Origin of the sequence: Citrobacter sp. NCU1 (assembly GCF_010231475.1) — a bacterium.
Classification (GTDB): Bacteria; Pseudomonadota; Gammaproteobacteria; order Enterobacterales; family Enterobacteriaceae; genus Citrobacter_D.
In genome coordinates this window covers 33,735-59,322 of sequence record NZ_NRDO01000002.1, presented here as the reverse complement: position 1 = coordinate 59,322, position 25,588 = coordinate 33,735, and the positions used below count along the sequence as shown (strand labels likewise).

22 protein-coding genes and 1 other annotated feature are annotated in these 25,588 nt (G+C 51.8%); of the genes, 11 read left to right on the top strand and 11 right to left on the bottom strand.

Annotated features, from left to right (window positions below; genetic code table 11):
* Window positions 1-1,551 carry an EAL domain-containing protein gene (locus CJP72_RS00360; RefSeq protein WP_162378924.1) on the bottom strand — a complete coding sequence of 517 codons (1,551 nt, stop codon included), beginning with the start codon at window positions 1,549-1,551 and terminating at the stop codon, window positions 1-3.
* Between the two features lie 213 nt (window positions 1,552-1,764).
* Here CJP72_RS00360 and CJP72_RS00355 point away from each other — a divergent pair, with 213 nt between their 5' ends.
* Window positions 1,765-2,025 (top strand): type B 50S ribosomal protein L31, encoded by a 261-nt coding sequence (locus tag CJP72_RS00355; protein ID WP_162378923.1) that lies wholly within the window; start codon window positions 1,765-1,767, stop codon window positions 2,023-2,025.
* A 1-nt stretch (window position 2,026) separates the two neighbouring features.
* The gene (gene ykgO / locus CJP72_RS00350) at window positions 2,027-2,167 is read left to right on the top strand and encodes a type B 50S ribosomal protein L36 (protein ID WP_162378922.1); all 141 of its coding nucleotides are present in this window, start codon (window positions 2,027-2,029) and stop codon (window positions 2,165-2,167) included.
* A 71-nt stretch (window positions 2,168-2,238) separates the two neighbouring features.
* Here the strand turns inward: ykgO and CJP72_RS00345 are convergent, their stop codons facing one another.
* The 6 genes from CJP72_RS00345 to acrA form a co-directional block, all read right to left on the bottom strand.
* The gene (locus CJP72_RS00345) at window positions 2,239-2,709 is read right to left on the bottom strand and encodes a YlaC family protein (RefSeq protein WP_162378921.1); all 471 of its coding nucleotides are present in this window, start codon (window positions 2,707-2,709) and stop codon (window positions 2,239-2,241) included.
* Window positions 2,710-2,811: 102 nt separating this feature from the next.
* On the bottom strand, window positions 2,812-3,375 hold the full coding sequence (gene maa, locus CJP72_RS00340) for a maltose O-acetyltransferase (protein WP_162378986.1): 564 nt from the start codon (window positions 3,373-3,375) through the stop codon (window positions 2,812-2,814).
* Between the two features lie 183 nt (window positions 3,376-3,558).
* Complete coding sequence (locus CJP72_RS00335) at window positions 3,559-3,777, bottom strand: HHA domain-containing protein (RefSeq protein ID WP_002892050.1); 219 nt, start codon at window positions 3,775-3,777, stop codon at window positions 3,559-3,561.
* Window positions 3,778-3,803: 26 nt separating this feature from the next.
* The gene (tomB, locus tag CJP72_RS00330) at window positions 3,804-4,178 is read right to left on the bottom strand and encodes an Hha toxicity modulator TomB (protein ID WP_012133514.1); all 375 of its coding nucleotides are present in this window, start codon (window positions 4,176-4,178) and stop codon (window positions 3,804-3,806) included.
* 502 nt (window positions 4,179-4,680) lie between these two features.
* Window positions 4,681-7,830: a multidrug efflux RND transporter permease subunit AcrB gene (gene acrB, locus CJP72_RS00325; RefSeq protein WP_162378920.1), complete on the bottom strand. Its 3,150-nt coding sequence runs from the start codon at window positions 7,828-7,830 to the stop codon at window positions 4,681-4,683.
* Window positions 7,831-7,852: 22 nt separating this feature from the next.
* A complete protein-coding gene (gene acrA, locus CJP72_RS00320; protein ID WP_162378919.1) occupies window positions 7,853-9,046 on the bottom strand; it encodes a multidrug efflux RND transporter periplasmic adaptor subunit AcrA in 1,194 nt (397 codons plus the stop codon).
* 139 nt (window positions 9,047-9,185) lie between these two features.
* Here acrA and acrR point away from each other — a divergent pair, with 139 nt between their 5' ends.
* Window positions 9,186-9,839, top strand: a complete 654-nt coding sequence (gene acrR, locus CJP72_RS00315) for a multidrug efflux transporter transcriptional repressor AcrR (protein ID WP_162378918.1) — start codon at window positions 9,186-9,188, stop codon at window positions 9,837-9,839.
* A gap of 120 nt (window positions 9,840-9,959) precedes the next feature.
* Window positions 9,960-13,322, top strand: coding sequence for a mechanosensitive channel MscK (mscK, locus tag CJP72_RS00310; RefSeq protein WP_162378917.1), 3,363 nt, complete (start codon window positions 9,960-9,962; stop codon window positions 13,320-13,322).
* A 15-nt stretch (window positions 13,323-13,337) separates the two neighbouring features.
* Here the strand turns inward: mscK and rsmS are convergent, their stop codons facing one another.
* Window positions 13,338-13,508 carry a pleiotropic regulatory protein RsmS gene (gene rsmS, locus CJP72_RS00305; RefSeq protein ID WP_162378916.1) on the bottom strand — a complete coding sequence of 57 codons (171 nt, stop codon included), beginning with the start codon at window positions 13,506-13,508 and terminating at the stop codon, window positions 13,338-13,340.
* 14 nt (window positions 13,509-13,522) lie between these two features.
* Window positions 13,523-14,050: a primosomal replication protein N'' gene (gene priC / locus CJP72_RS00300; RefSeq protein WP_193568535.1), complete on the bottom strand. Its 528-nt coding sequence runs from the start codon at window positions 14,048-14,050 to the stop codon at window positions 13,523-13,525.
* Between the two features lie 69 nt (window positions 14,051-14,119).
* On the opposite strand from priC, the gene CJP72_RS00295 reads away from it, so the two are divergent.
* From CJP72_RS00295 to htpG, 6 genes are all read left to right on the top strand, one after another.
* Window positions 14,120-14,497, top strand: a complete 378-nt coding sequence (locus CJP72_RS00295; protein ID WP_162378914.1) for a DUF454 family protein — start codon at window positions 14,120-14,122, stop codon at window positions 14,495-14,497.
* Between the two features lie 152 nt (window positions 14,498-14,649).
* On the top strand, window positions 14,650-15,201 hold the full coding sequence (gene apt, locus CJP72_RS00290) for an adenine phosphoribosyltransferase (RefSeq protein WP_162378913.1): 552 nt from the start codon (window positions 14,650-14,652) through the stop codon (window positions 15,199-15,201).
* Window positions 15,202-15,315: 114 nt separating this feature from the next.
* Window positions 15,316-17,250: a DNA polymerase III subunit gamma/tau gene (gene dnaX, locus CJP72_RS00285; RefSeq protein WP_162378912.1), complete on the top strand. Its 1,935-nt coding sequence runs from the start codon at window positions 15,316-15,318 to the stop codon at window positions 17,248-17,250.
* Window positions 16,583-16,647: a sequence feature (DnaX frameshifting element), on the top strand. Its footprint overlaps the gene before it by 65 nt.
* A 53-nt stretch (window positions 17,251-17,303) precedes the next feature.
* Window positions 17,304-17,633 carry a YbaB/EbfC family nucleoid-associated protein gene (locus CJP72_RS00280; RefSeq protein ID WP_003021764.1) on the top strand — a complete coding sequence of 110 codons (330 nt, stop codon included), beginning with the start codon at window positions 17,304-17,306 and terminating at the stop codon, window positions 17,631-17,633.
* The gene (gene recR, locus CJP72_RS00275) at window positions 17,633-18,238 is read left to right on the top strand and encodes a recombination mediator RecR (RefSeq protein WP_162378911.1); all 606 of its coding nucleotides are present in this window, start codon (window positions 17,633-17,635) and stop codon (window positions 18,236-18,238) included. The genes CJP72_RS00280 and recR overlap by 1 nt, the downstream gene beginning before the upstream one ends.
* A gap of 237 nt (window positions 18,239-18,475) precedes the next feature.
* Window positions 18,476-20,350 carry a molecular chaperone HtpG gene (gene htpG / locus CJP72_RS00270; RefSeq protein WP_162378910.1) on the top strand — a complete coding sequence of 625 codons (1,875 nt, stop codon included), beginning with the start codon at window positions 18,476-18,478 and terminating at the stop codon, window positions 20,348-20,350.
* A gap of 60 nt (window positions 20,351-20,410) precedes the next feature.
* On the opposite strand, the gene CJP72_RS00265 is transcribed toward htpG, so the two are convergent.
* Both CJP72_RS00265 and CJP72_RS00260 read right to left on the bottom strand, forming a co-directional pair.
* The gene (locus CJP72_RS00265; RefSeq protein WP_238339977.1) at window positions 20,411-21,106 is read right to left on the bottom strand and encodes a GntR family transcriptional regulator; all 696 of its coding nucleotides are present in this window, start codon (window positions 21,104-21,106) and stop codon (window positions 20,411-20,413) included.
* A gap of 32 nt (window positions 21,107-21,138) precedes the next feature.
* Complete coding sequence (locus tag CJP72_RS00260; protein ID WP_162378909.1) at window positions 21,139-23,052, bottom strand: fructose-specific PTS transporter subunit EIIC; 1,914 nt, start codon at window positions 23,050-23,052, stop codon at window positions 21,139-21,141.
* Window positions 23,053-23,293: 241 nt separating this feature from the next.
* Between CJP72_RS00260 and CJP72_RS00255 the strand changes: the two genes are divergently transcribed.
* Window positions 23,294-25,585: a pyruvate formate lyase family protein gene (locus tag CJP72_RS00255; protein ID WP_162378908.1), complete on the top strand. Its 2,292-nt coding sequence runs from the start codon at window positions 23,294-23,296 to the stop codon at window positions 25,583-25,585.
* Window positions 25,586-25,588: the final 3 nt, after the last annotated feature.

Sequence of the window (25,588 nt, the reverse complement as noted above, 5' to 3'; positions counted from 1 at the left end):
TTATAGATGTTGTTCGGCCCACAGAATAAACTCGGGTTTGCCCAGGGCTTTACTGTATAGCCAACCCTGACCGTACTGCACGCCGTGTTCACGTAACCACTTCTCCTGGCGGGGAGTCTCAATACCTTCGGCGACCATTTTCAGTTTGAGGGTTTTTGCCATCTCAATAATGTGCGTCGTGACATTTTTATATTCCAACGCATCGACAAACGACTTGTCGATTTTCAGGATATCCACTTCCAGATTCTGCAAATAGCTGAGGCTGGAATAGCCAGTACCAAAATCGTCGATATAGATTGCGTGTCCCGCTTTACGGTATTGGGTAATGATGGGCGCGCAGGTTTTCGGGTCGGCAAATTCGCGTTCTGTCAGTTCCAGCGCGATTTGCGATGGGGAAACGTGATGCCGATTTAGCAACTGGCTTAAATGCGAGGGCAACGTTTGCGAGGCCAGATCGCTGGGCTCAAGGTTGATAGAAATATGCAGCCCGGGATGTAGTCGCAACCATTTACCCATCTCCTCAAAGACTGTGTCGATAATCAGATGGCTGAGCGATTCTGACAATCCTGTCTCTTCTGCCAGCGCAATAAAAATGTCTGGTGACAGGTAGCTGCCATCGCTTTGCGGCCAACGAGCCAGCGCTTCGGCGCCGACAACTTTGCCGGTACTTAATGAAACAATAGGCTGGTAGTGAACTTTGATATCACGATTTTGAATGGCATCCTGCAGGCGATGGTGGGGGGACTGTATACGACGCAGAATGCGCAGAATAAACGCGGCGCTCAATAGACCAATCGCAAGACCGGCCGGGAGCCAAATAAAGGCCTGACGATACCAGTTTTTTTGCAGTGAAAGCGCGGAAGACCAGGCCACAATAGAAATACGCATTTCCGGGACAGGCTGAATATTATAGAGGGTTCCGTCATTCTCCATATGCTGGTCTGCGGCTTGCTGCAATTGCTCAATGATCTCCGGTTTGAGGTGATCGTTGCTGGTGATCACGATGTTGTGCGCTTCCCCAATAATCGCCGCATCAATTCGCGAAGAACTAAAAGGGATCACGTCAATAAATGACGCGGGGTCAATCATCACGATATAGCGGTGTGTGCCCACCGCCACCATATAACGTTTTATCCCTAAATCATTTTGTGACGTTATCCATACACGATAGCCGTCCCGGGATATTTTGCCGGGTTCAGGCAGTGTGGCGGCGTGGCTTTTTTGCTCCAGCGATGAACAGGCGGGAACGTTATTCTCCAGATATAAAACTTCCTGGACGTAGCGGTTGCTATAGGAGACCCGGCGCATCGCCAGTAAATGTTCATTACTGCAAGGTATGCCCTCGAAACGCTCCATCTCCAGTAGTGCGAGCTTTCCCTGAGCGGCGACTTTATCAGCACGTAAAGCGACACGTGATGAATAGGTGTTCAGCTCTTCGATAAATTTCTGTTCAACCTGACGATGCGCCAACCAAAGGCTTAATCCAACAGGAACAAGGACAGATAAAATAAGTACACCCGTCACCAGGCCGGCCAGATGTCGTGTCGTCACGTTGATACCTCTATTTACGAAGCGTAGGCAAAGTATATCTGATCGTGAAAGATCTCCTTTTGTGGATGTCGTTATTCTATGATTTTTTTGGATAACATGTCTTCCATCGTCAGAAAAAGCGTCATTCTGGTTTAATTCCCACTGTATAAGCAAGGTTGAATTGTCGCTGTTGATAAGGTAGTGTTATGTTATAACATTATTTAAGGGGCGGCAATGAAACCTGATATTCATCCTGTTTATCGTACGGTGGTGTTCCATGACACCAGTGTGAATGCATATTTTCACGTCGGTTCGACCATCCAAACCGACCGTGAAATCGAACTGGAGGGCGTGATATATCCGTACGTCACTCTTGATGTTTCCTCCAAATCACATCCGTACTACACCGGAAAACAGAAAACATTCGACAATGAGGGGAGCGCAGCGCGTTTCCAGAAACGTTTTGGGCATTTTATTGGAACGACGCGGGGGTAAGATGAAAGTAGTGAGTTCACTTCGCAGTGCAAAGCAACGGCATCCGGATTGCCAGGTTGTCAGACGCAAAGGACGTGTGTATGTGATTTGTAAAACGAATCCGCGTTTCAACGCGGTGCAGGGGCGTAAAAAAAGACGTTAACGGTTTTGCCAACATTTCAGGGAACCCGGTGCGCGCCAGGGAAGGTGCGCACTTTTTCTCGCGCATAGGGTCTACGGGGTTGTCTGCACGCGTGCAAGCGTAAAAATATCGTAGAAGGAGAGTTCACCTTTACGCGATATCATTTTTTGCAATTGCGCTTTATCGTCGTTGTCTACATGCGGTGAATGAAGAATGGCGGTGATTAGCGTGGAGGGGACAAAGCGAGTGTTATACCACTCACCGTTATAGCAAACTCTAAAATCCAGCACGTCAATATCTTCATAACGATAGCGTGGCGCGACGTCAAAAAAGAAAAAGCCATTTAGCAATACAAACAACACTACCAGCAACCAGACGGAATCCACCAGCGTTTCGGACTGGAGCATCACTGCCAGTGTGGCAAACCAGGCGATATACATACCGACAAACAATCCAGGATGTTTGCGAATGAAGCTAATGCTAAAACGCGGTCTGTTATCGCGTTTTTCACGCGTGTTGAGATCGTCAATGGTTTCGGTAAGCAGGCGTTGTATTTCTGTCATCTTTTGCCTTCGTGATATCAGCGACATTCAGGGGAACAGCCCATTTTAAAAGGGTGTTCCGGATGAAAAAAGTAACAGATTAACCTCAATTTAGCATAACAGTTACATTTCACTTTCCAGTGTTTTGATAATACGGGCCGGATTCCCGCCAACCACCACATTTGCCGGAACGTCTTTCGTCACCACCGCGCCTGACGCAACAACCACATTATCACCGATGGTCACGCCAGGATTAATCACGGCGCGTCCGCCTATCCAGACGTTGTTTCCGATGCTGACAGGTTTCCCAAATTCCCTGCCGCTGTTGCGTTCAGTCGCGTCGAGCGGATGTGTCGCTGTGTAGATATGCACGCCGGGTGCAAGCATGCAGTTGTCGCCGATATGAATTGGGCAGACATCAAGCATCACGCAGTCGAAGTTTGCGTAAAATGCTTTTCCGAGATAAATGTTATAGCCGTAGTCGCAGCGAAACGAGGGCTCGATCCAGGTGTCATTTGCGCGCCCCAGTAATTCATTCAGGATTGCCTGACGTTCATGCTTTTCATCGGGTGCGGTGTGATTGTAACGATGGGTTAACTGACGCGCCCGAAGGCTGTCCCTGCGTAACGTCTCGTCTGCCGGGCGATACATCTCGCCGGCAATCATCTTTTGTTTTTCTTCACTCATCATGCGCTCTCCTGTGGGTTGCCTGAATCTCGCAATACAGTAAAACGCAGTATGATGAAAGGGAACGTTCCCATAAGGCTGGCGTGATCCAGCTCACGTGAATAAACGTAAGAAATAACAGTAAATACGGAAAATCAGCCTGTCCGGCTGCACGCATGTTTTCCCTGAAAAATGCATATCCAATTAACGAATAAATTTCCAGACTGAGGTGGGGATCTTGTCGTAAAGCTTATTCATCGTCAATTCTGCAAGACGATGGTCTGCTGCTGAGTAAAATACAGCCAATTCATTGTCAGATAATTCATATTTATTTTTCTCAATAACACGTTCAAGCGTGTCAATAGTCTGACAGCGTCGTAAGCGCATCAAATAATCAGTTTTAGTTAATGGTTTATCGGACATAAATCTTACCTATGATTGTAATATTTTTAACAAGACAAACTAACAGGGTTAGCCCTGGTGGCGTTGACAAAACAGCGAAACAGGCGGTTTCCCGACTTTCGCCATTTCTGAAGATCTTGCGCATTAATGCCATAACTACTGAACAACATAAACGTGTCGTCCAGATATTCATCTATCTGCGCAATCAGCTTATTGTCCTCATTGTACTTAATTTTATAATTAAGTGCGAAGGTTGCAATATGCTCTATCAGTTCATTAAGCTGAAGATTGATCGCCGATGTCGGGTCGTTAACCCAGCCATGGTTACTTTCCTCAAGGTTTGCAAGGCAGTCATGATACAGGGTTTCACAGAGAAACTTAAGCTGTGCGATATCATGTCTTTTGGGTGAGTATTCATCCATAACGCATCCCCTTCTTAGTGGCTTGAACTAACCGAACACCTTTCGGGATGGATACAACTGACTGACCTGGAACTTACCCTCATCTCCTGATGATTTAACTATAATCCACTCTAAAAAAGATTTCATCGTCATATTACGAAAAATTACAATTAGGGCGAATTAGGTCACTGAAGACAATTTTACTCATTTTAGCAGAGATATGCACAGGCGCGGAATGAAGGAAAATTTTTATTACGTTTGCATTTCATAACGTTATCCCCTTCGGTCATCACAATCTGCGGTCACTGCCTGCTGCAAAGTAGAAAGTACCAGGAATACTCTTAATATTTCTTAATTAATGAAAATATAAGAAATTACCCAACAGATCAGGAATAGCCTTCGGCATTCTATGGATTATATGTCTTATTTATACTACAGAAAATAAATGAACTGACAATAAGCGTTTTTTATGAATTTTATCCAATAAAAAGGCCGCGCAAGCGGCCTTTGTTAAGAAGATGAATTAGTGATTCTCTACCGAATGACTATGTTCAATGTCTTCGTTCTTGCGGCTAAAGCGGCGGCGAACCACCACAAAGAAGACCGGCACGAAGAAGATTGCCAGAACGGTTGCGGTGACCATCCCGCCCATTACGCCTGTACCGACGGCGTTCTGCGCGCCGGAACCTGCGCCGGAACTGATAACCAGCGGCATAACCCCCAGGATAAACGCCAGAGACGTCATCAGAATTGGGCGTAAACGCATACGTACGGCGTCCAGCGTTGCCTCAATCAGACCTTTGCCTTCTTTATCCATTAGATCTTTGGCGAATTCGACGATCAGTATCGCGTTCTTCGCCGATAACCCAATGGTTGTCAGCAGACCAACCTGGAAGTAAACGTCGTTAGTCAGGCCGCGGAAGGTGGCGGCAAGCAATGCACCGATAACACCCAGCGGAACCACCAGCATAACAGAGAACGGAATTGACCAGCTCTCGTACAGCGCTGCCAGACACAAGAACACGACGATCAGTGAAATCGCATACAGGGCAGGGGCCTGGTTGCCTGATAAGCGTTCCTGATAAGACATACCTGTCCAGTCATAACCAATACCGGAGGGCAGTTTGCTGGCCAGCTGTTCCATCATCGTCATGGCTTCACCGGTACTCTTACCTGGTGCTGCCTGGCCGAGAATTTCCATTGAAGGCAGGCCGTTATAGCGTTCCAGACGCGGTGAACCGTATTCCCAGCGAGAGGTGGAGAAGGCGGCAAACGGCACCATCTGTCCATTGCTACCACGTACATACCAGTTATTAATATCTTCCGGCAACATACGGTATTTGGCTTCAGACATGACGTAAACTTTCTTCACACGACCACGGTCGATAAAGTCGTTTACGTAGCTTCCGCCCCATGCGGCACCAAGCGTTGTATTAATGTCACTGATAGATACGCCAAGCGCCTGCGCTTTTTCCTGATCGATGTCGATCTTGAATTGCGGGGTATCTTCCAGACCGTTAGGACGTACGCCGACTAACAGCTCCGGATGCTTAGCTACTTCACCAAACAACTGGTTACGTGCTTGCGTCAGTTTTTCGTGGCCGAGGCCCGCCTGGTCAATCAACTGGAAGTCGAAGCCGGTCGCCGTACCCAGTTCAACAATCGCGGGCAGGTTAAAGGCAAATACCATAGCGTCTTTAATTTTCGAAAACGCTCCCATGGCACGACCCGTGATCGCCTCTACCTTGTTCTCTTTGCCTGGACGTTGACTCCAGTCTTTCAGAGAGACGAACGCGATACCGGTGTTCTGACCACGACCCGCAAAACCGAAGCCGTTAACGGCAAAAACCGATTCAACGTTGTCTTTTTCTTTGGTCAGATAGTAGTCCGATACTTCGTCCAGCACCTTCTGCGTACGCTCCTGCGTTGCACCAGCCGGCAACTGGGCCATCGTCATGAAGACCCCCTGATCTTCATCAGGTAAGAAGGAGCTTGGCAGGCGAACAAACAGATACGCCATACCGACCACGATGACCAGATAGAGCAGCAGATAACGACCGGTACTGCGCAGGATGTTGCCTACGCTGTCGGTGTAATGGTGCGTGCTCTTATCGAACATGCGGTTAAACCAGCCGAAGAAACCTTTCTTACCTTCGCCGTGATCGCCCTTAGCAATAGGTTTGAGCATCGTGGCGCACAGGGCTGGCGTCAGGATCAATGCCACCAGCACCGACAAGGCCATTGCCGAAACGATGGTGATAGAGAACTGACGGTAAATTGCCCCGGTGGAGCCGCCAAAGAAGGCCATCGGAATAAATACCGCAGAGAGTACCATCGCGATACCGACCAGTGCGCCCTGAATCTGGCCCATGGATTTACGCGTGGCTTCTTTTGGCGGCAGGCCTTCTTCCGCCATAACACGTTCAACGTTCTCAACCACCACGATGGCGTCATCCACCAACAGGCCGATGGCGAGCACCATCCCGAACATCGTCAGGGTGTTTATCGAGAAGCCAAATATCGCGAGGATGGCGAAGGTACCCAGCAGGACCACCGGAACCGCAATGGTCGGAATCAACGTCGCGCGGAAGTTCTGCAAGAACAGATACATGACCAGGAACACGAGGATGATCGCTTCCGCCAGCGTTTTCACCACTTCGTGAATAGAAATCTTCACGAATGGGGTGGTGTCATACGGGTAAACAATCTTCAGACCGGACGGGAAGAACGGCTCCATCTTTTTCAGCTCGGCGCGGATCGCCGCAGCGGTATCCAGTGCGTTTGCGCCAGTTGCCAGTTTGATCCCAAGACCGGAGGCCGGTTTACCGTTGAACTTCGCAACAATGTCGTAGTTCTCGCCGCCCAGTTCCACTTTCGCGACGTCACGCAGGCGAACCTGAGAACCGTCCTGATTCACTTTCAGCAGAATTTTGCTGAACTCATCGGCGGAAGTCAGACGCGTTTGCGCGATAATTGATGCGTTAAGTTGCTGACCTTTTACCGGCGGCGTACCCCCTAACTGACCGGCAGCAACCTGGGCGTTCTGTGCTTTGATCGCGTTAATCACATCAACAGGCGTCAGCTGGAAGTCGTTCAGTTTATTCGGGTCCATCCAGATACGCATGGCGTACTGAGAACCGAACAACTGAACGTCACCCACGCCGGACGTACGGCTGATGGCGTCTTTCATGTTGGCGCCAACATAGTCCGAGATATCTTCCTGAGTCATGGTGCCGTCAGTGTTAATGACGCCCACCACCATCAGGAAGCTACTGGATGACTTCTCAACGCTAACACCTTGTTGCTGAACTTCCTGAGGAAGTAACGGCATTGCCAGTTGCAGTTTGTTCTGCACCTGAACCTGTGCGATATCCGCATCGGTACCAGACTGGAAGGTTAAGATGATCTGCACGGTACCCGTGGAGTCACTGTTTGAGGACATATACATCAGGTTATCGATACCGTTCATATTCTGTTCGATAACCTGTGTCACAGTGTCCTGCACTGTTTTGGCATCTGCGCCAGGGTAGGTCGCGGAGATCGATACTGCGGGTGGCGCAATCGTAGGATATTGCGCTACCGGCAGCTTGAGGATCGCGAGTCCCCCGGCCAACATGATGATGATGGCGATCACCCACGCAAATATAGGGCGATCGATAAAGAAATTAGGCATGTCTTAACGGCTCCTGTTTAAGTTAAGACTTAGACTGTTCAGGCTGGCTTCCGCTCGCGGCTTGCTGCTCGTTATCAGCAGTCACTTCTTGTGCTTTTACCTGCGCGCCAGGACGCACTTTTTGCAGCCCACTGACAATCACGCGGTCGCCTGACTTAAGACCTTCTGTCACCAACCACTTATCGCCTATCGCCTGAGTAGCGACGATTTGACGCGTTTCCACTTTGTCATCCGCACCAACAACCAATGCACTGGCTTCACCACGCGGGGTACGAGTAACGCCCTGCTGCGGAACCAGAATTGCACTTGGATTCGTCCCTTCTTCCAGACGAGCACGAACAAACATGCCTGGCAGCAAGGTGTGATCCGGGTTCGGGAAGATGGCGCGTAACGTAATCGACCCTGTGGTTTGGTCAACGGTCACGTCAGAGAACTCCAGCGTCCCGGACTGCGGGAATTTAATGCCGTCGTTGGTGACCAGATCGACTTTGGCTTTTCCGTTCTCTTGCTTCAGCGTGCCATTCGCCAACTCTTGCTTCAGACGCAGGAAGTCATTGCTCGATTGCGTTACATCAACATAGATAGGATCGAGTTGTTGAACGGTGGCCAGCGCCGTGGCTTGACCATTTTGTACCAATGCACCTTCTGTGACAGACGATTTACCAATGCGACCGCTGATCGGCGAGGTCACTTTGGTGTATGCCAGATTAATACGTGCGGATTCGACAGCGGCTTTTGCGGCCACGACAGCGGCATTCGCCTGTTGCGCATCAGCAAGCGCAGTATCGTAATCCTGTTGACTGATGTACTTAGTACCCAACAGTTTCTGGTAACGCTTAACGGTCAGCTGTGCGATGTTCGCTGCCGCCTGCGCTTTGGCTAAATCACCTTTTGCACTTTCGTAAGCTGCCTGATAAGTCGCAGGATCAATCTGATAGAGAGACACACCTGCTTCGACATCACCGCCTTCAGTGAAATTGCGCTTCAGGATAATACCGCTTACCTGAGGGCGAACTTCCGCAATACGGAAAGCGCTGGTGCGACCCGGGAGTTCAGTCGTTATCTGCAGAGGTTCAGTTTTGAGCGTTACAACTCCAACTTCTGGCTTCTGCTGGCCCCCTTTTTGAGCCTCTTTGTCGTCACATCCTGTTAGCGCTAAGCTGCCTGAGAGCATCAGAACGACCGCCAGAGGCGTTAACCCTCTGTTTTTGTTCATATGTAAACCTCGAGTGTCCGATTTCAAATTGATCAATGGCCTGGCCCATAAACCCAATACTGCGTTTATATTATCATCGTGCTATGGTACATACATTCACAAATGTATGTAAATCTAACGCCTGTAAATTCACCAACATATGGCACGAAAAACCAAACAACAAGCGCTGGTAACACGACAACACATACTGGATGTAGCTCTGCGTTTGTTCTCGCAACAAGGTGTATCATCCACCTCGCTCGTGGAGATTGCAAAAGCTGCTGGCGTCACACGCGGTGCAATCTATTGGCATTTCAAAAACAAGTCGGAATTATTTAGCGAAATCTGGGAATTATCAGAATCCAATATTGGTGAGCTTGAGATTGAGTATCAGGCAAAATTCCCCGGTGATCCACTATCAGTATTAAGAGAGATTCTAGTCTATCTTCTTGAAGCCACTGTGACAGAAGAGCGCCGACGGTTGCTGATGGAGATTATATTCCATAAATGCGAATTCGTTGGGGAAATGGTTGTCGTTCAACAGGCGCAGCGGAGCCTCTGTCTGGAAAGTTATGATCGCATTGAACAAACGCTAATGCATTGTATTAAATCGAAAATGTTACCCGAAAATCTTAACACCCGCCGGGCGGCGATATTAATGCGCAGTTATATCTCTGGCATAATGGAAAACTGGTTATTCGCGCCGCAGTCCTTTGACCTTAAAAAGGAGGCGCGTGATTATGTCGCTATTCTGTTGGAGATGTATCAATTCTGTCCAACGCTGCGGGTACCGTTATCTGGCGAAACTCACTGAGACCATTTCCAGGATTTTTCCTGGACGCTTTCTATCCTGCTATTTTGTCTGTCAGAGCCGTGATATTCTTGCGGCCAGGCTATTTTCGGTCGTTCTTTCGGTTCAGAAACCTTCATTCTCATGACTATGTTGCAGATTAATAAACGTTTACAGCATCTTGTTTTTATTACTATTTTTTTCTTCATCCTGTTGCTGTCCTGCCAGTCATCAGCCTTTGCGCGCGCGCAATCGAACGGTGACCTGCCGACGAAAGCCGATGTGCAAAGCCAGTTGGATGCGCTCAGCAAACAAAAAGACCTCACTGCGCAGGATAAGCTGGTGCAGCAGGATCTTCTTGAGACACTGGAGACGCTCGATAAAATTGAGCGGGTGAAAGATGAGACCGTTCAGTTGCGTCAGAAAGTGGCGCAGGCTCCGGAAAAAATGCGCCAGGCATCCGATGCGCTCAATGCGCTGAGTGACGTCGATAATGATGATGAAACGCGAAAAATACTGAGCACACTCTCATTGCGTCAGCTTGAATTGCGTGTTGCGCAATTGCTGGATGACTTGCAAAGTGCGCAAAACGATTTGGCGGCCTATAACAGCCAACTCGTCTCCCTCCAGACGCAACCGGAGCGGGTACAAAACGCCATGTACACCGCCTCCCAGCAACTGCAACAAATTCGCAATCGACTGGATGGCACCAATGTGGGCGAAGCGGCGCTGCGCTCAAGCCAGCAAGTGCTGCTTCAGGTACAGCAGGCATTGCTCAATGCACAGATAGATCAACAGCGTAAGAGTCTGGAAGGCAATACGGTTTTGCAGGATACCCTGCAAAAGCAGCGCGATTATGTGACGGCAAATAGCAACCGACTGGAACACCAGCTTCAGCTTTTACAGGAAGCAGTAAACAGCAAACGCCTTACGTTGACGGAGAAAACGGCGCAGGAAGCGGTCAATCCGGATGAGACCGCGCGTATCCAGACGAACCCGCTGGTGAATCAGGAGCTGGAGATCAACCATCAACTGAGCCAGCGGCTGATTTCGGCCACGGAAAACGGCAACTCGCTGATGCAGCAAAATATTAAGGTCAAAAACTGGCTGGATCGCGCGCTGCAATCGGAACGCAATATTAAGGAACAAATCGCGGTCCTCAAAGGCAGCCTGCTGTTGTCCCGCATCCTTTATCAGCAACAGCAAACCCTACCGTCAGCGGACGAATTGAAAGACATGACCAACCGCATTGCGGATTTGCGTCTTGAGCAATTTGAAGTCAACCAGCAGCGTGACGCGCTGTTTCAGAGCGATACCTTTGTCGCCAAACTGGAAGAAGGGCACACCAAAGAAATTAATGAAGAGGTTCACGACGCGCTGGTACAGGTGGTTGAAATGCGTCGCGAACTGCTTGATCAACTGAACAAACAGCTGGGCAATCAATTGATGATGGCCATTAATCTGCAGATCAACCAGCAGCAATTAATGAGCGTCTCCAAAAACCTGAAAGAGATCCTCACCCAGCAAATTTTCTGGGTTAACAGTAACCGTCCGATGGATTGGGACTGGATTAAAGCGTTCCCGCAGACGCTGAAAGATCAGTTTAAGTCGATGAAAATCACCGTAAACTGGGAAAAGGCCTGGCCTGCGGTGTTTATTGCTTTTCTGGCGGGATTACCCTTATTACTGATCGCCGGACTGATACGCTGGCGCCTGGGATGGCTCAAAGCTTACCAGCAAAAATTAGCCGCCGCGGTGGGGTCTTTACGTAATGACAGCCAGCTCAACACGCCAAAAGCGATTCTCATTGATCTGATTCGCGCCTTACCGGTGTGTCTGGTCATCCTCGCTGCGGGTCTTATCCTGCTCACCATGCAGCTAAACATCAGCGATCTCCTGTGGGCGTTCAGTAAAAAAATGGCGCTTTTCTGGCTGGTGTTTGGCTTGTGCTGGAAAGTGCTGGAGAAAGAGGGCGTCGCAGTACGTCACTTTGGTATGCCAGCGCAGCTGACCAGCCACTGGCGCCGCCAGATAGTGCGTATCAGCCTCGCGCTACTGCCCCTGAATTTTTGGTCAGTGGTGGCAGAACTCTCGCCTCTGCATTTGATGGATGATGTGCTGGGTCAGGTGGTGATTTTCCTGAACCTGCTGCTGATTGCTTTCCTGGTGTGGCCGATGTGCCGTGAAAGCTGGCGCGACAAGGAATCACATGGTCTGCGACTGATCACCATCACGGTGTTATCCATCGTTCCTATCGCACTGATGGTCTTAACAGCGACCGGTTATTTCTATACGACGCTGCGTCTGTCAGGCCGCTGGATTGAAACGGTCTATCTGGTGATTATCTGGAACCTGCTGTACCAGACGGTACTGCGTGGATTGAGCGTTGCCGCGCGCCGTATTGCCTGGCGCCGCGCGCTGGCGCGTCGTCAGAATCTGGTCAAAGAGGGCGCTGAGGGGGCTGAGCCGCAGGAAGAGCCGACCATTGCGCTCGAACAGGTCAACCAGCAAACGCTGCGTATCACCATGTTGCTGATGATCGCGCTGTTCGGCGTGCTGTTCTGGGCTATTTGGTCTGACTTGATCACCGTGTTCAGCTATCTCGATAGCATCACGCTCTGGCATTACAACGGCACGGAAGCGGGCGCGGCCGTGGTGAAAAACGTCACCATGGGCAGTCTGCTGTTTGCCATTATCGCCTCAATGGTAGCCTGGGCGCTGATCCGCAACTTACCGGGATTACTGGAAGTCTTGATCCTCTCGCGGCTAAAATTGCACCAGGGGGCGTCTTACACCATCACCACGATCCTCAATTACGCAATCATTGCCATTGGCGCAATGACGGTGTTTGGATCGCTCGGTGTATCGTGGGACAAACTGCAGTGGCTGGCAGCGGCACTGTCCGTTGGTCTGGGTTTTGGTTTGCAGGAGATCTTCGGTAACTTTGTTTCGGGTCTGATTATTCTGTTCGAACGCCCGGTACGTATTGGGGATACGGTCACGATTGGGACTTTCTCTGGAACGGTAAGCAAGATCCGCATTCGCGCCACCACTATTACCGACTTTGATCGTAAAGAAGTGATTATCCCGAACAAAGCGTTTGTGACTGAGCGTCTCATCAACTGGTCGCTCTCGGATACCACGACACGTCTGGTGATCCGCCTTGGTGTGGCCTATGGCTCGGATCTGGACAAAGTGAAAAAAGTGCTGTTGCAGGCGGCGATGGAACACCCGAAAGTGATGCACGATCCAGAACCTGACGTATTCTTCACCACTTTTGGCGCCAGCACGTTGGATCACGAACTGCGCTTATATGTGCGCGAACTGCGCGATCGTAGCCATACGGTAGATGAACTGAACCGCGCGATCGACCGTCTGTGCCGTGAAAACAACATCGACATCGCCTTTAACCAGCTTGAAGTGCATCTGCGCAACGAGAAGGGAGATGAGGTGACAGAAGTGAAACGCGAGATCAAAGACAACGAGCCTGCGCCAGCGATGGGCTAAACGCGTTCTTTGTTATCAGCAGCTCCCTTCCTGAGAGGAGGCGAGCTGCTGAGTTTTCCTTTCATAATCCCGCTTTATAATCTCCAGCGCTTTCAGCACCGTGTCGGGAGCGACGTTGTGCTCTTCTAATAACATAATTAAATCAACGGCCAGTTTGACCTCATCAGGGGCGTTTTCAAGCGACATAGATTCTCCGGGGATTAACGGGTTAAACGTGCCAGAACGTTTTCGATTTTTTCCAGCGCGTGGCGACAGCGCGCCAGACGGGCCTCATAGGCTTCCACTTCACGATGCAATCTCTGTTGTTCATCCAGACGGGTTGCCCTGGCGAGCAGGGCTTTACGCTCCTGAGTCATTTCCAGCAAACGGCGCTCAAATTGTTGGTGCTGAACACGCTTGCGTTGCCAGCGGGCGAGTGTCGGAGAGCCACTGTCCCATTCCCTGAGTGACCACGAGGCGGTTTCACGCGAAATAGCCTCCATCTGGGAGGCAAGATGCTCAGCAAGCCAGGCGATTTGGGGCAACTGCTGTTGATCAACAGCATGGCGCAGGGCGGTCAGGTTTTCCCCGACTTCTTCCAGATAGGCCTGTAGCAACGTGCTGCGCGTATGAAAAAGATGGCGGTCAAAGCGAGGGCTGAGCGTTGCATGCAATGCCTGCGGCGCGCAACGCTGGCGCAGGTTAATAAGTTGCTCTTCCAGTTTCTGTAACAGCATGGCGGTTTTCAATTTAACACTCCGATGAAAATGATAACCGTTATGCTAAAGTAGCATTCAGGTGTTCCAGATACTCTTATTATGCAACGTATTATTTTAATCATTATTGGCTGGCTGGCGGTAGTGCTGGGAACATTAGGTGTTGTGTTGCCGCTGTTGCCCACCACCCCTTTTATCTTGCTGGCGGCCTGGTGCTTTGCCCGCTCATCGCCACGTTTTCACGACTGGTTACTCTATCGCTCGTGGTTTGGCGGATACTTACGCTACTGGCAACAGCATCACGCAATGCCTCCTGGCGCTAAACCACGGGCGATCATTCTTATTTTGATGACCTTCGGCGTTTCTCTGTGGCTGGTCAATATGATGTGGGTCCGGATACTGTTACTGGTGATTTTAAGCTGCCTGCTCATTTTTCTGTGGCGGATCCCAGTGATTGATGAAAAGCAACAAAAGCACTGAAGCACCATAATCGCTGTTGCAATTGTTGCCAACAGCCAGTAAATTCGACCGTTTTCGAGCACAGGCGCAGGCGGTCAAAGGTTATACAATCATTACTTTTGACCTGATATGATTGCGCCGTGAGTAACACCGTTCTTAGCAGGCATACATCCATGACCGCGACTGCACAGCAGCTTGAGTTTCTTAAAAATAGCATCAAAAGCATCCACGACTACCCAAAACCGGGCATTCTTTTCCGTGATGTCACCAGCTTACTGGAAGACCCGAAAGCGTACGCGCTTAGCATTGAATTGCTGGTTGAGCGGTACAAAGATGCGGGCATCACCAAGGTCGTCGGCACTGAAGCGCGTGGCTTCCTGTTTGGCGCGCCGGTAGCACTGGGCCTGAACGTTGGCTTTGTTCCCGTGCGTAAACCGCGTAAATTGCCACGTGAAACGATCGCTGAGAGCTATGAGCTGGAGTACGGCACCGATCAGCTGGAAATTCATGTCGATGCTATCAAACCGGGTGACAAAGTTCTGGTTGTCGATGATCTGCTGGCCACCGGCGGAACCATTGAAGCGACCGTAAAACTGATCCGCCGTCTGGGTGGTGAAGTGACAGATGCAGCCTTTATCATCAATCTGTTCGATCTCGGCGGCGAGCAGCGCCTGGAAAAACAGGGACTGACCTGCTATAGCCTGGTGCCTTTCCCGGGGCACTGATTCAGGCTATCTGCGCCTGATGCATTAGCAAGAGACACAACCTCGCTGTATCTGCGAGGTTGTGTTAGCATTACCCCTTCGTGAATCCACCTTCCAGCGTTTCAGAGCCTGCCAATGAGTTATCAGGTCTTAGCCCGAAAATGGCGCCCACAAACCTTTGCTGACGTCGTCGGCCAGGAACATGTGCTGACCGCACTGGCGAACGGCTTGTCGTTAGGGCGTATTCATCATGCTTATCTTTTTTCCGGCACCCGTGGCGTCGGTAAAACCTCTATCGCCCGTTTGCTGGCGAAAGGGCTGAATTGTGAAACCGGCATTACCGCCACCCCCTGCGGCGTGTGTGATAACTGTCGTGAAATCGAGCAGGGGCGTTTTGTCGATCTGATTGAGATCGATGCCGCGTCGCGCACCAAAGTTGAAGACACACGCGACCTGCTGGATAACGTCCAGTACGCGCCTGCGCGTGGTCGTTTCAAGGTCTATCTGATCGATGAAGTGCACATGCTGTCGCGTCACAGCTTCAATGCGCTGCTCAAAACTCTTGAAGAACCGCCAGCCCATGTGAAGTTTCTGCTGGCGACGACCGATCCGCAGAAACTGCCAGTGACTATCCTGTCACGTTGTCTGCAATTTCATCTCAAAGCGCTGGATGTCGATCAAATTCGCCACCAGCTTGAGCATATCCTCAACGAAGAACACATCAGCCATGAACCGCGTGCACTGCAATTGTTGTCCCGCGCGGCGGACGGCAGTTTGCGCGATGCACTGAGTCTGACAGATCAGGCCATCGCCAGCGGCGACGGTCTGGTTTCCACTCAGGCGGTGAGCGCGATGCTCGGTACCCTGGACGATGACCAGGCGCTTTCTCTTGTTGAAGCGGTGGTGGAAGCCAACGGCGAGCGTGTGATGTCGCTGGTAAACGAGGCGGCGGCGCGGGGGATTGAATGGGAAGCGCTGTTGGTTGAGATGTTAGGTCTGCTGCACCGCATTGCGATGGTACAGCTTTCACCTGCGGCACTTGGTAGTGACATGGCGGTCATTGAACAGCGCATGCGTGAATTGGCGCGGGTCGTACCGCCAACCGATATTCAGCTCTACTATCAGACGCTGTTGATCGGTCGAAAAGAGCTGCCCTATGCGCCGGACAGGCGGATGGGCGTTGAAATGACGCTACTGCGTGCGCTGGCGTTCCACCCGCGTATGCCGCTCCCGGAGCCTGAAGTTTCACAACCCGCTTTCGCGCCGGCCGCTCCGACAGCGGTAGCGACACCAGCACCCGCTCCCATACAACAGTACTCAGCGCCAGCGCACCAGGTATCTGCGGCCCCGTTACCGGAATCCACCAGTCAGGTACTGGCGGCGCGTAATCAACTGCAGCGTGCTCAGGGAGCAACCAAAGCAAAAAAGAGTGAACCGGCAGCCGCTTCCCGCGCGCGGCCGGTGAATAATGCTGCGCTGGAAAGACTGGCCTCCGTGTCTGAACGTGTTCAGGCGCGTCCGGCGTCCTCTGCGCAGGAAAAGACACCCGCGAAGAAAGAAGCCTATCGCTGGAAGGCAACCAATCCTGTCGCGGAAGTGAAAGAGGTTGTCGCCACGCCGAAAGCGCTGAAAAAAGCGCTGGAGCATGAAAAAACGCCAGAGCTGGCGGCAAAGCTTGCGGCAGAAGCGATTGAGCGCGACCCGTGGGCGGCGCAGGTGAGCCAGCTTTCACTGCCAAAACTGGTGGAGCAGGTCGCGTTAAATGCGTGGAAAGAGGAGAACGGCAATGTCGTGTGTTTACACCTGCGTTCTACGCAGCGGCACCTCAATTCCAACGGCGCGCAGCAAAAGTTAGCGGAAGCGTTAAGCATCTTAACGGGTTCGCCGGTTGAACTGACCATCGTTGAAGACGATAATCCAGCGGTGCGAACGCCGCTGGAGTGGCGTCAGGCAATCTATGAAGAGAAACTCGCGCAGGCGCGTGAGTCGATTATTGCGGATAATAACATTCAGACGTTGCGTCGTTTCTTCGACGCAGATCTGGACGAAGAGAGTATCCGCCCCATTTGATCGTAAGCTGTGCTTACGGTCGTCATCCCTTAACGTGATTGAGAGAGAAGCCTATGTTTGGTAAAGGCGGTCTGGGTAACCTGATGAAACAGGCCCAGCAGATGCAAGAAAAAATGCAGCAGATGCAGGAAGAAGTCGCGAAACTGGAAGTGACCGGTGAATCTGGCGCTGGCCTTGTGAAAGTGACCATCAACGGTGCGCATAACTGCCGTCGCGTGGAGATCGATCCAAGCCTGCTGGAAGACGACAAAGAGATGCTGGAAGATTTGGTTGCTGCGGCATTCAACGATGCGGCTCGTCGCATTGAAGAGACCCAGAAAGAGAAAATGGCATCCGTCTCCTCCGGCATGCAACTGCCGCCAGGCTTTAAGATGCCGTTCTGATGCAAACCAGCCCGCTGTTAACACAGCTGATGGAAGCGCTGCGTTGTCTGCCAGGCGTTGGCCCCAAGTCAGCGCAGCGTATGGCGTTCACGTTACTGCAACGCGATCGCAGCGGCGGGATGCGCCTGGCGCAGGCGCTGACGAAGGCAATGTCGGAAATCGGCCACTGTGCCGATTGCCGCACCTTCACCGAGCAGGACGTTTGTAACATCTGTGCGAATCCGCGTCGTCAGGAGAACGGTCAAATTTGTGTCGTAGAGAGTCCTGCGGACATCTACGCCATTGAGCAAACCGGGCAGTTTTCCGGGCGTTACTTTGTGCTGATGGGGCATTTGTCGCCGCTGGACGGTATTGGGCCGGATGATATCGGTCTTGACCGTCTGGAGCAGCGACTGGCCAGTGAACAACTCAGTGAAGTGATCCTCGCGACCAACCCAACGGTCGAAGGGGAAGCCACGGCAAACTATATTGCCGAGCTTTGCGCGCAATATGACGTTGAAGCCAGCCGTATCGCCCACGGCGTGCCGGTCGGCGGCGAGCTGGAGATGGTCGATGGCACCACGCTGTCGCACTCTCTTGCCGGGCGTCATAAGATTCGTTTTTAATTAACGATACTCGTCATACTTTGAGCTGCAGGTGCGTTGGCTTTCCTCGCTCACCCCAGTCATTTACTTCAAGTAAGTGACTGGGAATGCGCTGCGTCGCCGCCTTCCTGCCGCTCGAATTATTTAGCGTATATAAGCGGTTTTCACCGCTTCCGCTTGAAATCCTTCACGCGCGTCCCCATTTCCCCCTCAACGTGTTTTTTACCATTAAAAATGGCATTGTTGAGGTAGATCTACATGAAAGGACAAGAAACCCGTGGTTTTCAGTCAGAAGTAAAACAACTTCTGCATCTGATGATCCATTCTCTGTATTCCAATAAAGAAATCTTCCTGCGTGAGCTTATCTCTAACGCCTCGGATGCGGCAGACAAACTGCGTTTTCGCGCGCTGTCTAACCCGGACCTGTATGAAGGCGACGGTGAGCTGCGTGTGCGCGTCTCCTTCGATAAAGAAAAGCGTACGTTGACCATTGCCGACAACGGCGTGGGGATGAACCGTGACGATGTGGTTGATCATCTGGGAACCATCGCGAAGTCCGGCACCAAGTCCTTCCTCGAATCCATGGGCTCCGATCAGGCAAAAGACAGCCAGCTTATCGGTCAGTTCGGGGTCGGTTTCTATTCCGCGTTTATCGTCGCCGATAAAGTCACCGTACGTACTCGTGCGGCGGGCGACAAGCCGGAAAACGGCGTGTTCTGGGAATCTGCCGGTGAAGGCGAATATACGGTTGCCGATATCACGAAAGAGGATCGCGGCACCGAAATCACCCTGCACCTGCGTGAAGGTGAAGACGAGTTCCTTGATGACTGGCGCGTACGCTCCATCATCAGCAAATATTCCGACCATATCGCACTGCCGGTAGAGATTGAAAAACAGGAAGAGAAAGACGGTGAAACCGTGGTTTCCTGGGAGAAAATCAACAAAGCGCAGGCGTTGTGGACGCGTAACAAGTCTGAAATCAAAGACGACGAATACAACGAATTCTATAAGCACATCGCTCACGACTTCACTGACCCGTTGACCTGGAGCCACAACCGCGTGGAAGGGAAGCAGGAGTACACCAGCCTGCTGTACATCCCGTCTCAGGCGCCGTGGGATATGTGGAACCGCGATCACAAGCACGGTCTGAAACTGTACGTTCAGCGCGTGTTTATTATGGATGACGCAGAGCAGTTCATGCCGAACTACCTGCGCTTCGTCCGCGGCCTGATCGACTCCAACGATCTGCCGCTGAACGTCTCCCGTGAAATTCTGCAGGACAGCACGGTAACTCGCAATCTGCGCAGTGCGCTGACCAAACGCGTATTGCAGATGCTGGAAAAACTGGCGAAAGACGACGCGGAAAAATACCAGACGTTCTGGAAGCAATTCGGTCTGGTGCTGAAAGAAGGCCCGGCGGAAGATCACGCCAACCAGGAAGCGATTGCCAAACTGATGCGCTTCGCGTCTACGCACACGGACTCTTCCGCGCAGACTGTATCACTGGAAGAGTACATCTCCCGGATGAAAGAAGGGCAGGAGAAGATCTACTACATTACCGCAGACAGCTATGCGGCTGCGAAGAGCAGCCCGCATCTGGAACTGCTGCGTAAGAAAGGCATCGAAGTGCTGCTGCTTTCTGACCGCATCGATGAGTGGATGATGAACTACCTGACCGAGTTCGACGGCAAGCCGTTCCAGTCCGTTGCTAAAGCGGATGAGTCCATCGATAAGCTGGCGGATGAAGTGGACGAAAGCGCGAAAGAAGCCGAAAAAGCGCTGACCCCGTTCGTTGAGCGCGTGAAAACCCTGCTGGGCGACCGCGTGAAAGAAGTGCGTCTGACGCACCGTCTGACGGATACGCCGGCTATCGTGACGACCGATGCGGATGAAATGAGCACCCAGATGGCGAAACTGTTCGCTGCGGCGGGCCAGGCGGTACCCGAGGTGAAATACATCTTTGAACTTAACCCGGATCACGTGCTGGTGAAACGCACGGCGGATACCCAGGATGAAGCGCAGTTCAAAGAGTGGGTTGAATTGTTGCTGGATCAGGCGCTGTTCGCTGAGCGCGGCACGCTGGAAGATCCTAACCAGTTCATCCGTCGTATGAACCAGTTGCTGGTGTCGTAAGATTTACCAGCCACTGAGCATCGCAATGAAAAGGGCAACGTAAGTTGCCCTTTTTTCGTTTCAGCGCATCGACACCGTCGTCACGCTATTTGTCGCCAGGGTTTCCTGCGTGTACTGTGCCAGTTCGCCGCTTTGCAAATAGACCTTGTGGGTGATGCAGAGACTGACTTGCCCTTCCGGTAACCGTAAAAGCCAGGCCTCATCGGCATTAAGTATTTTTCCCGACCATATTTTGACGTCGTGGCTGATGGCGTAACCACAGGTTTGCTCAATATAGTGAAGCACTGACTGGCGGCAGTTTTCCTGTGTAAACTCAGGGAATAACGCCTGCGGCATCCAGGTTTCTTCAATGATGGTGGGCTGTTGGTTGATGATTCGCATTCGGCGATAGTGAATCAACGCGGTTTCTGGCGGTAAGTCGAACAGCGCCGCTACCTCAGCGTTAGTGGATTGAATGTCATAACTGAGCACCACGTTATCCAGCGTTTGATCCCGGTGAATACGTTCCGACAGCGTAATGACAGTGTTGTCCTGGTAAAACTCGGGTGGATTAACGAAGATCCCTGAGCCTTGTCGGGTATGAACGAACGATTCCCTTTTCAGGCGCGCCACGGCTTTCTGAATGGTGGGGCGGCTGACGCCATAGCGCTCTGCAAGGGCATGTTCACCTTCTACCGGTTCACCGGCAGCGTATTCACCTTTAAGGATTTTCTCTCTTAACAACAGATAGATATCAAGATACTTCATGGCGTCCATTGTGGCGCGTCTTACGACGCGCCCTATGTATGTTAGGCTTGCGGTTGAACGAGTAATTGCTGCTTTTTCGTCATTCTAAGTCGTTTGAGCGCAATAGCAATGACGGCAGTGGTGATAATACCGCAGCCCATCGCAACGAGCGCCATTAACGGCTTATCAAAACCGCCCAGCAGAACAATAATCGGACCGCCATGCGCGACATTGCAGTGCAGGCTGAAAACAAAGCCCAGTATGCAGGCAACCGCAGAGCCAATCATGTTCGCCGGGATCACAGACAGTGGATCACGCGCGGCAAAGGGAATTGCGCCTTCTGAAATACCGACCAGTCCCATTGCTGCTGCGGCTTTACCGTTTTCGAACTCTTCATCGTCAAACAAATTGAAACGCCTGCCGATAAAGGCCGCCAGCGCCATGCCCAGTGGAGCAACCGGGATAGCTGCCGCCTGCGCGCCCATAAACTGCGTTTGCCCCTGAGCGATAAGACCCACGCTGAACATGAAGACCACTTTGCCAAAGGGACCGCCCATGTCAAAGCCCTGCATCAGTCCCATCACCAGGCCAATCAGAATGATATTGCCCGTGGAAAGGTTGGTCAGCATATGGTTAAGGAAGGCCATCAGATCGGCTACCGGCGCGCCGATGACAAAGATAAATAACGCAGCAATGAACGCGGTGCCCGCGATGGGGGCAATCATGATCGGCACCAGCGGTAGCAACATTTTGTGCCATGAAAGCTGAGTCAACCAGCGGATGAAATATCCCACCAGCAGCCCGGCGATGATCGCGCCGATAAAGCCGCACCCCGCGCTGGCACCGTAAAACGAACCGGTATTGGCGATCCAACCGCCAATAAGTCCGGGCGCCAGCGCAGGTCGTTCACCAATCGCGTAAGCAATATACCCGGCCAGAACTGGGATCATCAGGGTGAACCCAACAACGCCGACATTCAGCACCTGGTTCCATAAACTGCCTTCCGGGATAGCCAGACCTGATGGCGTCGGAACACCACCCAGCGCCAGCGCCAGGGCGATCATTAACCCGCCGGTCACAACAAACGGGATCATGTACGAAACCCCGTTCATCAGCGATTTGTATAACTGGCTTCGTACCGTGGTGGTCGATGCCTGCGTTTTGACCGTGCCTTTCGCCTGATAAGGCTGTGCCGCCAGCGCCTGGTGAATTAATCCCTGCGCATCTTTGATGGCGGCTTTGACGCCCGTAATGACCACTTTCTTACCGTTAAAGCGATCCAGGTCGACCTGCTTATCGCAGGCGACAACTATGGCGTCAGCCCGGGCGATATCGTCCGCGCCAGGCGCATTTTTTACGCCAATAGAGCCGTTGGTTTCGACAATGGCTTCATAGCCCATCTCTGCGGCTGCTTTTTCCAGCATTTCTGCGGCCAGATAAGTGTGTGCAATCCCCACCGGACAGCCCGTCACACCGATGATCAACCCGCGTGAGGCGGTGACGTGTGTCGTACCGGAACACGCTTCACTGGGCTGGCAGAAATAATCGACGACGGCCTGAACATCCTGACAGGCGAGGATTTGGCTGACGCTGTCATCTTCCACCAGTCGGGAAGAGATCTGCGCCAGCACCTCAATGTGGGCTTCACTGGCCTGTTCTGCCGAGGCGATCATCAGGATCAGGTGAGTGGGCTGTCCATCTTCAGCGCCATAATCAATGCCCTGACGGCTGATGCCGATGGCGACGGCAGGTGATACAACACAGCTGCTACGGGCGTGCGGAAGCGCGACGCCGCCTTCAAATCCGGTATTTCCCGTCTCTTCTCTGGCCCAGACCTCCTGGAGGAATTCCCCGGTGTGGCGAATTTTATTCTCGCGGAATAACAGGTCTGCGAGTTCAGTCAGCGCAGCCTCTTTTTGGCTTGATTTGAGATCCAGACAAATCAACGCCGGATGAATAAGGTCGTTTATCTTCACAGTAGACTCTCACGATTATTTGTATTTACAACTTTCGCAGAGGCTAAAAGTTTACCCTGTAAGGGATCTTGATATTGATCATGAGTTGATGTGCGTTTTACGCCGTTTGTTGGGATTTGCTGGCGATTTCACACATTCAGATTGGCGATGATTTGCTCATTTCAGGATTTTTGATTTAGGTCAAAGAAGGATATTTGTAATTACAAGTTAATAGAGGGACGATTTTTATGGAGGCAGAACAGTGAGCAAACAACCGATTATCGCCGAACAAGTCGACGTGAATAAAAAGATCCCCTGCGAAAAAAGCCCGGAAGAGCAACTCGCGATCATGGAAGCCTACACCAGGGCATTTCAGTCAACGCCGGAACGCTTTGCGCGTGAAGTTCGCTGCTTGCAGGAACTCTATCCCACGCTGTTCCGTCGTCCCTTTGCCGACGATCTTATTCTGGGGCGTGTCGATGCGTTGCCGATTGGCTTTGGTTGCGTCACCTCTGTGGGGGGCGTTGGCCACTACTGCAATTTTGCAAAGTTAAGCCAACTGCGTGAAACACTGGAAACAGACGCGCAGCGGGAACGGATTGATGTGCTTGAGCACTTCTGGCGCGAGCATGACACCCGTACGGTCTATTTCCGTCAGGCGCTAACCGATGACACGCTGGGTAAGTTTGTCGATGTTAACTTCCCGGCGATTGCCACTGCGCGTTTAAGCGGGATGTATCTGGATTATCCGCAACTGATGGAGCTGGGGATTGGCGGACTGCTGCAGCGCATTGAGCAACAGCAGAAGTTGGCTGAGAGCGTGAAGGATGAGACGGCGGTTCAGTTGTATCACGCCTTCCGCGGTGTGCTGGACATTTTGCAGCAGGTGATTGACCGACACATTCAGTTGGCCGCAGACGAAATGGTCAATTGCACGGATACCGACCGCTGCCAGCACCTGGTGCTGTTAATGAGTGAACTGGCGGCTATCCGCAATGATAAACCGGCCACCTTTATTCAGGGGATTGAATTGAGCTGGCTGTATAGCCTGTGCGCGGGCGTGGTGAACTACGGGCGCATGGATGACTATCTTGGGGATCTGCTGGTGGCGGATCTACAGGTCGGACGACTCACTGAACGGCAAGCCATTGACTGTATTCGTTCCCACTATCGCCTGATTGAAGCGCGTAAAACCACGGTGAACGGCCGTGTTGTCGTCGGTGGGAAAGGGCGTCGTAACCCGAAAAATGCCGATGTGTATTGCCGCCTGGCGATTCAGGCCGTCGAGGAAAATGGCGATACAGAACCGCAATTTACATTGCGTATTTATGAAGGAATGGATACCGCTATCTGGCAACAGGCGTTGGCGGTGATTGGCACGGGGTTGACCTATCCCATTCTGTATAACGATGACGTGAATATTCCGGCGGTCATGAACGCCATGCAGGTCGCGGAAGCGGAAGCTGAGCAGTATGTTCCCTTTGGCTGCGGTGAGTTCGTGTTGGCCGGAAGGAGCGTCGGCACGCCAAATACCTGCATGAACTTACTTAAAATTCTCAATATTTCACTCAGTGGCGGCATTGATTTTTGGGATGGCAAAGAGAAAAGCGGTGGCGTGGCATTAATACAGCCAGAACAGATAACCCGCTTTGATGATGTACTTGGTAACTATCAGCGGTTACTGGATTACTACATTGACACCTCGGCGCGCGCCCAGGCGTTGTCTTATCAGGTGATGAATGAGCAGGTCGGATTTTTATTCACTTCGCTGCTGACGGCAGACTGCGTGGCGCGTGGCAAAGCCCTTCTGGATGGCGGCGTGCGTTATCTGGGCGGGACTAACGAAACCTACGGCAATACCAATGCGGCGGATTCCCTGACCGCGATCAAACAGGTCATTTTTACCGAGCAACGCTACAGCTACATGACGCTGATTGCGGCGCTGAAAGCGGATTTCGAGGGGTACGATGACCTGAAGCGTGCGCTGATTGCCGCGACGAAGTTCGGTAATGACGACGATGCAGCCGATTGTCTTTCGGTAATGCAGCATCAGTATGTCTGCAATGGCGTGCGTGACGCGGCGAAGCGGGTTGGGCTGGACAGCTATCTGGTGGTGATCATCAACAACCAGGTGAATACCGAATGGGGACGCGCAACCAGCGCCTCCGCAGACGGACGGCACAAAGGCCTTTATATGAGCAATGCCAACAACCCGCAAAGCGGCGCGGATAAAAATGGCCCGACGGCAATGCTCAACTCGTTGTTGAAACTGGAGGCTAAGTATCACGCCGGTTCGGTACAAAACATCAAATTCAGCAAAGGCCTGTTCAACACCCGTCGCCCGCTGGTTGAGGCATTAATGCACTCCTATTTTGAGCGTGGCGGGCCGCAGCTCATGGTTAGCGTGGTTGGAAAAGGCGAACTGGAGGCGGCGTACCAGCACCCGGAAAAATACCCCAATCTGATTGTGCGGGTCGGTGGATTCAGCGCGCGTTTTGTGAATCTGGACAGAGATGTTCAGCAGGAAATCCTCAACCGTACGCTGAATGACTGAGGT

What these genes read in the sequence shown, in the direction of transcription:
- CJP72_RS00355 (WP_162378923.1), top strand. Translation starts at nt 1,765, where the DNA reads ATGAAACCTGATATTCATCCTGTTTATCGTACGGTGGTGTTCCATGAC.
- ykgO (WP_162378922.1), top strand. Translation starts at nt 2,027, where the DNA reads ATGAAAGTAGTGAGTTCACTTCGCAGTGCAAAGCAACGGCATCCGGAT.
- CJP72_RS00345 (WP_162378921.1), bottom strand. Translation starts at nt 2,709, where the DNA reads ATGACAGAAATACAACGCCTGCTTACCGAAACCATTGACGATCTCAAC.
- maa (WP_162378986.1), bottom strand. Translation starts at nt 3,375, where the DNA reads ATGAGTGAAGAAAAACAAAAGATGATTGCCGGCGAGATGTATCGCCCG.
- CJP72_RS00335 (WP_002892050.1), bottom strand. Translation starts at nt 3,777, where the DNA reads ATGTCCGATAAACCATTAACTAAAACTGATTATTTGATGCGCTTACGA.
- tomB (WP_012133514.1), bottom strand. Translation starts at nt 4,178, where the DNA reads ATGGATGAATACTCACCCAAAAGACATGATATCGCACAGCTTAAGTTT.
- acrB (WP_162378920.1), bottom strand. Translation starts at nt 7,830, where the DNA reads ATGCCTAATTTCTTTATCGATCGCCCTATATTTGCGTGGGTGATCGCC.
- acrA (WP_162378919.1), bottom strand. Translation starts at nt 9,046, where the DNA reads ATGAACAAAAACAGAGGGTTAACGCCTCTGGCGGTCGTTCTGATGCTC.
- acrR (WP_162378918.1), top strand. Translation starts at nt 9,186, where the DNA reads ATGGCACGAAAAACCAAACAACAAGCGCTGGTAACACGACAACACATA.
- mscK (WP_162378917.1), top strand. Translation starts at nt 9,960, where the DNA reads ATGACTATGTTGCAGATTAATAAACGTTTACAGCATCTTGTTTTTATT.
- rsmS (WP_162378916.1), bottom strand. Translation starts at nt 13,508, where the DNA reads ATGTCGCTTGAAAACGCCCCTGATGAGGTCAAACTGGCCGTTGATTTA.
- CJP72_RS00295 (WP_162378914.1), top strand. Translation starts at nt 14,120, where the DNA reads ATGCAACGTATTATTTTAATCATTATTGGCTGGCTGGCGGTAGTGCTG.
- apt (WP_162378913.1), top strand. Translation starts at nt 14,650, where the DNA reads ATGACCGCGACTGCACAGCAGCTTGAGTTTCTTAAAAATAGCATCAAA.
- dnaX (WP_162378912.1), top strand. Translation starts at nt 15,316, where the DNA reads ATGAGTTATCAGGTCTTAGCCCGAAAATGGCGCCCACAAACCTTTGCT.
- CJP72_RS00280 (WP_003021764.1), top strand. Translation starts at nt 17,304, where the DNA reads ATGTTTGGTAAAGGCGGTCTGGGTAACCTGATGAAACAGGCCCAGCAG.
- recR (WP_162378911.1), top strand. Translation starts at nt 17,633, where the DNA reads ATGCAAACCAGCCCGCTGTTAACACAGCTGATGGAAGCGCTGCGTTGT.
- htpG (WP_162378910.1), top strand. Translation starts at nt 18,476, where the DNA reads ATGAAAGGACAAGAAACCCGTGGTTTTCAGTCAGAAGTAAAACAACTT.
- CJP72_RS00265 (WP_238339977.1), bottom strand. Translation starts at nt 21,106, where the DNA reads ATGGACGCCATGAAGTATCTTGATATCTATCTGTTGTTAAGAGAGAAA.